Source organism: Hydrogenophaga sp. 70-12, from assembly GCF_001897365.1.
Taxonomy (GTDB): Bacteria; Pseudomonadota; Gammaproteobacteria; order Burkholderiales; family Burkholderiaceae_C; genus Hydrogenophaga; species Hydrogenophaga borbori.
In genome coordinates this window covers 1-5,622 of sequence record NZ_MKSS01000392.1, presented here as the reverse complement: position 1 = coordinate 5,622, position 5,622 = coordinate 1, and the positions used below count along the sequence as shown (strand labels likewise).

At 69.6% G+C, this 5,622-nt stretch carries 6 protein-coding genes and 1 pseudogene; 5 read left to right on the top strand and 2 right to left on the bottom strand.

Translation table 11 applies throughout. The annotated features are described in order from the left end of the window. Positions 1-338 (bottom strand): DNA mismatch repair endonuclease MutL (gene mutL / locus BGO22_RS20115; RefSeq protein ID WP_286852279.1); only part of this gene is annotated, 338 nt, incomplete at its 3' end. 38 nt (positions 339-376) lie between these two features. On the opposite strand from mutL, the gene BGO22_RS20110 reads away from it, so the two are divergent. Further along, positions 377-1,036 (top strand): DedA family protein, encoded by a 660-nt coding sequence (locus BGO22_RS20110; protein WP_070400631.1) that lies wholly within the window; start codon positions 377-379, stop codon positions 1,034-1,036. 13 nt (positions 1,037-1,049) lie between these two features. On the opposite strand, the gene BGO22_RS20105 is transcribed toward BGO22_RS20110, so the two are convergent. Then, positions 1,050-1,865, bottom strand: a complete 816-nt coding sequence (locus tag BGO22_RS20105) for a mechanosensitive ion channel family protein (protein WP_070400630.1) — start codon at positions 1,863-1,865, stop codon at positions 1,050-1,052. Between the two features lie 76 nt (positions 1,866-1,941). On the opposite strand from BGO22_RS20105, the gene BGO22_RS20100 reads away from it, so the two are divergent. The 4 genes and pseudogenes from BGO22_RS20100 to BGO22_RS20085 form a co-directional block, all read left to right on the top strand. Next, complete coding sequence (locus tag BGO22_RS20100) at positions 1,942-2,694, top strand: class I SAM-dependent methyltransferase (protein WP_070400629.1); 753 nt, start codon at positions 1,942-1,944, stop codon at positions 2,692-2,694. A gap of 2 nt (positions 2,695-2,696) precedes the next feature. Beyond that, entirely contained in the window at positions 2,697-4,511 is a 1,815-nt protein-coding gene (gene tfpB, locus BGO22_RS20095; protein ID WP_070400628.1) for a type IV pilus assembly ATPase TfpB, read from the top strand. Positions 4,512-4,559: 48 nt separating this feature from the next. Beyond that, positions 4,560-5,513 (top strand): DMT family transporter, encoded by a 954-nt coding sequence (locus BGO22_RS20090; protein WP_070400627.1) that lies wholly within the window; start codon positions 4,560-4,562, stop codon positions 5,511-5,513. 5 nt (positions 5,514-5,518) lie between these two features. Then, positions 5,519-5,622, top strand: a pseudogene (locus BGO22_RS20085) (SDR family oxidoreductase); the annotation flags it as partial.

The window sequence follows — 5,622 nt, the reverse complement described above, 5'->3', positions numbered from 1 at the left end:
GCCACCGAGGCGATGGCGGCCAGCGCCTCGCCGCGAAAGCCCATGGTGCCCACCGATTCGAGCTCGGCCAGGCTGGCGATCTTGCTGGTGGCGTGGCGCTTCAGGGCCTGCGGCAGTTCGGCGCGCGGGATGCCGATGCCGTCGTCTTCCACCGCGATCAGCCGCACGCCGCCGCCGAGCAGGCGCACGGTGATCTGCGTGGCGCCGGCGTCCAGCGCGTTGTCCACCAGCTCGCGCACCACCGAGGCGGGCCGCTCCACCACCTCGCCCGCGGCGATCTGGCTGATCAGCTCATCGGGCAGTTCGCGGATGGGGCGGCGCGGGGGCAGGGAAGTCATCGCGGGATTGTAGGAAGCCGCGCCGATAATGCCCGCCCATGGAACTGATCACCTTCCTCATCGACTTCATCCTGCACGTCGACCAGCACCTGCAGGCCTTCGTGCAGACCTATGGCATGTGGGTGTACGCGCTGCTGTTCCTCATCATCTTCACCGAGACGGGCGTGGTGGTCATGCCTTTCCTGCCGGGCGACTCGCTGCTGTTCGTGGTGGGCACGCTGTGCGGCGCCGGGCTCATGAGCCTGCCGCTGGCCATGGCGCTGCTGGTCGTGGCGGCCATCCTGGGCGACCAGACCAACTACTCCATCGGCCGCTACTTCGGGCCCAAGGTCTTCCAGTGGGAGAAGTCGCGCCTGTTCAACAAGGACGCCTTCAACCAGGCGCACGCCTTTTACGAGCGCTACGGCGGCATCACCATCATCCTGGCGCGCTTCATGCCCTTCATCCGCACTTTCGCGCCCTTCGTGGCCGGCGTGGCCGAGATGACGCGCGCCAAGTTCACCGCCTACAACGTGATTGGCGCGCTGATCTGGGTGATCGGCCTGGTGGGCGCGGGCTACCTGTTCGGCAACCTGCCCTGGGTGCAGGCCAACCTGAGCAAGATCATCTGGGCACTGATCATCGTGCCGGGCCTGATCGCCATCGTGGGCGCCTGGCGCGCCCGGCGCCAGGCCGAGCGCGACATCGCCGGCACCTGAGGCGGGCCGGACCTCAGGCCGCCACGGTCCGGTGCAGCACCGGCGTTTCGGGCACCGGGTAGCCGGCCGCGCCGAAGGTGCTCACGATGGCGCGGTGCGTGTCGAAGTAGACCTGCCAGTAGTGGTCGGTGTGCGTGTAGGGACGCACGCACAGCAGCGGGCCTTCGGGCGTGAACTGCAGGATCTCCACGTCGGGCGCGGGCGCGGCCTTCACATTGGGGATGGCGGCCACCGCCGTGCGCAGGCGCTGCATGGCGTCGTTCACGTCCACGCCGTTGGCCACCTTGGCCACGCAGTCCACGCGGCGGAAGGCCTCGGTGCTGTAGTTCTGGATGTTGTCGCCGAAGGCCTTGTTGTTGCCCACGATGGTGGTCACGTTGTCCGGCGTGAGGATGGTGGTGGCGAACAGGCCCAGCTCCTTGACCGTGCCCGTGACGCCGCCCGCGCTGATGAAGTCGCCCACCTTGTAGGGCCGCAGCACCTGCAGGAAGATGCCCGCCGCGAAGTTGGCGAGCATGCCGCTCCAGGCCGCGCCGATGGCCAGGCCCGCGCCCGCCAGCAGGGCCGCGAAGGAGGTGGTGCGGATGCCGAAGATGTCCAGGATGGCCATGATCAGCACCACGGTCAGCAGCACGGACAGGATGGACTTGAGGTAGCGGATCAGCGTCATGTCGATGCGGCCGCCGCGCTCCATGGCCACGCCGATCAGGCGCACCGCGATGCCGATCAGCCAGCGCCCGATGATCCAGGCCGCGATCGCGCCCAGCACCTTCAGGCCGAAGTCGGCCCCCTGCGTGACGATGAAGTTCCAGATGACTTCCGTGTTCATAATGGCTCCTGCCTTCCCGGTGGTTGATGGTTCCCTCGCGGCCAGGCCGCGGTCCCGAAGGTAGCGCTGCGCACCGATGAAAAACACGAATCCCCTGCCCGAAGTCAACATCTCCGAAGACGGCGAGGTCCGTTTCCTGCACCTGGGCACCGAATGGGTCCAGGGCTCCATGCTGCTCGACGCGCCCTTCGACATCGAGCTGGAATACGTGCAGCGCATGATGGCCTGGCTGCTGTTCGTCGAGCCCGACTCGGTGGCGCACCGCCGCGCGCTGCAGCTCGGCCTGGGCTCGGCCGCGCTCACCAAGTTCAGCCACAAGCGGCTGCGCATGGACACCACCGCGATCGAGATCAACCCCCAGGTGGTGGCGGTGTGCCGCCGCTGGTTCAAGCTTCCGCCCGACGGCGCGCGCCTGCGCGTGCTGATGGGCGACGCCGGCGAGCTGATCCGCCGCGACGAGCACCGCGCGCGCTACGACGCGCTGCAGGTCGACCTGTACGACCACGAGGCCGCCGCCCCCGTGCTCGACTCGGCCGGCTTCTACGCCGACTGCCGCGACGCGCTCAGCGACGAGGGCTGCCTCACGGTCAACCTGTTCGGTCGCGACTCGAGCTACGCGCGCTCGCTGGCCAGCCTGGCCGAGGCCTTCGGCGAAGACGCGGTCTGGGCCTTCCGGCCCACGCGCGAAGGCAACACGGTGGTGCTGGCCCAACGCCACGCCTCGCGCCCTTCGCGGCTCGAACTGCTGGCGCGCGCCGAGGCCGTGCAGCAGCGCTGGGGCCTGCCCGCCGTCAAGTGGATGCGCCTGTTCAAACCCGTTCGCGAATAAGCATGAAGACCGCCTCCGCTGCCGCCGCCGCGACCACCGCCCCCAACGGCCCGCTCGACTGGCGGCTGGTGCTGCGCTGGCTGAAGGAGGACGGTGTCATCGGCGAAGACGAGGCGCGCCGCACCGAGGCGCGCATCTCGTCCGCCCACAGCGCGCAGCACCCCCTGCAGCGCCTGGCCGTGGTGGGCATGGCGCGCGCGGCCGACGGCCATGTGCTCGACGCCGAGGCCCTCACCCAATGGCTGGCGCAGCGCTGCGGCCTCACCTACCTGCGCATCGACCCGCTGAAGGTGGAGGTGGGCAAGGTGGCCGACGTGATGAGCGCGGCCTACGCCGAGCGCCACAAGGTGCTGCCCGTGCAGGTGGGGCCGGCCGAGGTGGTGGTGGCCACGGCCGAGCCCTTCATCACCGACTGGGTGGGCGAGGTCGAGCGCCAGACGCGCAAGACCGTGCGCCTGGTGCTCTCCAGCCCGGCCGAGATCACGCGCTACACGGCCGAGTTCTTCGCGCTCGCCAAGTCGGTGCGCGCGGCCAGCAAGACCGGCGGCGCCGCGGGCTTCCAGAGCTTCGAGCAGCTGGTGGAGCTGGGCAAAGGCAACAAGCAGATCGACGCCAATGACCAAGGCGTGGTGCAGGTGGTGGACTGGCTCTGGCAGTACGCCTTCGACCAGCGCGCCAGCGACATCCACCTGGAGCCGCGCCGCGAACAGGGCGTGATCCGCTTCCGCATCGACGGCGTGCTGCACCCGGTGTACCAGCTGCCGCTGGGCGTGATGAACGCGATGACCGCGCGCATCAAGCTGCTGGGCCGCATGGACGTGGTGGAGCGCCGCCGGCCGCAGGACGGCCGCATCAAGACGCTCAAGCCCGGCATGGGCGGGGCCAAGGGCGACGAGGTGGAGATGCGCCTGTCCACCCTGCCCACGGCCTTCGGCGAGAAGCTGGTGATGCGCATCTTCGACCCCGAGTCGACGGTGAAGGACCTGGCGGCGCTGGGCTTCAGCGCGCACGACGCCACGCGCTGGGAAGGCCTCACGCGCCGGCCGCACGGCATCGTGCTGGTGACGGGGCCCACGGGCTCGGGCAAAACCACCACGCTGTACGCCACGCTCAAGCGCCTGGCCACGGAAGAGGTGAACGTGAGCACGGTGGAGGACCCGATCGAGATGATCGAGCCGGCCTTCAACCAGACGCAGGTGCAGCCGCACCTGGACCTGGATTTCGCCCAGGGCCTGCGCGCGCTGATGCGGCAGGACCCGGACATCATCATGGTGGGCGAGATCCGCGACCTGGCCACCGCCGAGATGGCGGTGCAGGCGGCGCTCACCGGCCACTTGGTGTTCTCCACGCTGCACACCAACGACGCGCCCTCGGCGGTGATGCGCCTGATGGAACTGGGCATTCCGCCCTACCTCATCAACGCCACGGTGCTGGGCGTGCTGGCCCAGCGCCTGGTGCGCACCCTGTGTCCCGCCTGCAAGACGCGGGTGGAGAAGGACGAGGCGGCCCAGGCGCGCGAGCAGCTGGCCGAACTGGTGAAGCCCTGGCAGATCACGGGCGGCTACCGGCCCTACCAGCCGGTGGGCTGCGTGGACTGCCGCATGACCGGTTTTCGTGGGCGCATGGGCCTGTACGAGCTGCTCACGGTCAGCGAGGCCTTCAAGAACCAGGTCATCCGCGAGCCGCGGCTGGAGGCCCTGCGGGTGCAGGCGGTCACGGACGGCATGCGGCCCCTGCGCCTGGCCGGCGCGGCGCGCGTGGCCGAGGGGCTGACCACCCTGGACGAGGTGCTGGCCTGCACGCCGCCGGTGCAATAGCCCACGGTCCCCGGCGCCCATGGGCCGGGATCGATAATCGGCGGCTTCATGTCGCGCGCCGCCCCCCACCCCCACCTGGCCTCCGGCCTCACCCTCGCCATCCTCGGCTCCATCGCCTTCAGCGGCAAGGCCATCATCGTCAAGCTGGCGTACCGCTACGGCGTCGACGCGGTCACGCTCATCATGTACCGCATGCTGTTCGCGCTGCCGCTGTTCCTGGCGCTCACCTGGTGGTCCACCCACCGCCCCGGCCTGGCGAAGCGGCCCGAACCCCTGACGCGGCGCGACTGGCTCGGCGTGCTCGGCCTCGGCCTCACCGGCTACTACCTCGCCAGCTTCCTGGACTTCTGGGGCCTGGAGTACATCACCGCCAGCCTCGAGCGCCTGATCCTCTACCTCAACCCCACCCTGGTGCTGCTGCTCGGCTGGTTGCTGTACCGGCGCCGCATCGGCGCGCTGCAGGCCATCGCCATGGCCGTGAGCTACGCCGGCGTGCTGCTGGTTTTCGGGCACGAGCTGGGCGAGCAGGGCCCCAATGCCGCCCTGGGCGCCTTCCTGGTGTTCGCCAGCGCCATCAGCTACGCCATTTACCTCGTCTACAGCGGCGAACTCGTCAAGCGCCTGGGCTCCACGCGCCTGGTGGGCCTGGCCACCAGCGTGGCCTGCGTGCTGTGCATCGCGCAGTTTCTGCTGCTGCGCCCGCTGTCGGCCGCCACGGTGGCGCCCGAGGTCATCTGGCTGTCGCTGCTCAACGCCACCCTGTGCACCTTCGCGCCGGTGCTCATGGTGATGATGGCCATCGAGCGCATCGGCCCCGGCCTGGCCGCGCAGACCGGGATGCTCGGCCCCATGTCGACCATCCTCATGGGCGTGTTCATTCTGGGCGAACCTTTCAACGGCTGGATCGTCGTGGGCACGGTGCTCGTGCTCTCGGGCGTGTTCCTGGTGACGCGCTTCGGCACGCCCCGGGCGGCGGCCAAACCCATCGACACGGGAGATTGATCGACATGGATCTGGGCATCAAAGGCAAATGGGCGCTGGTCGGCGGCGCGAGCAAGGGCCTGGGGCTGGGCTGCGCGCAGGCGCTGGCCGCCGAGGGCGTGAACCTGGT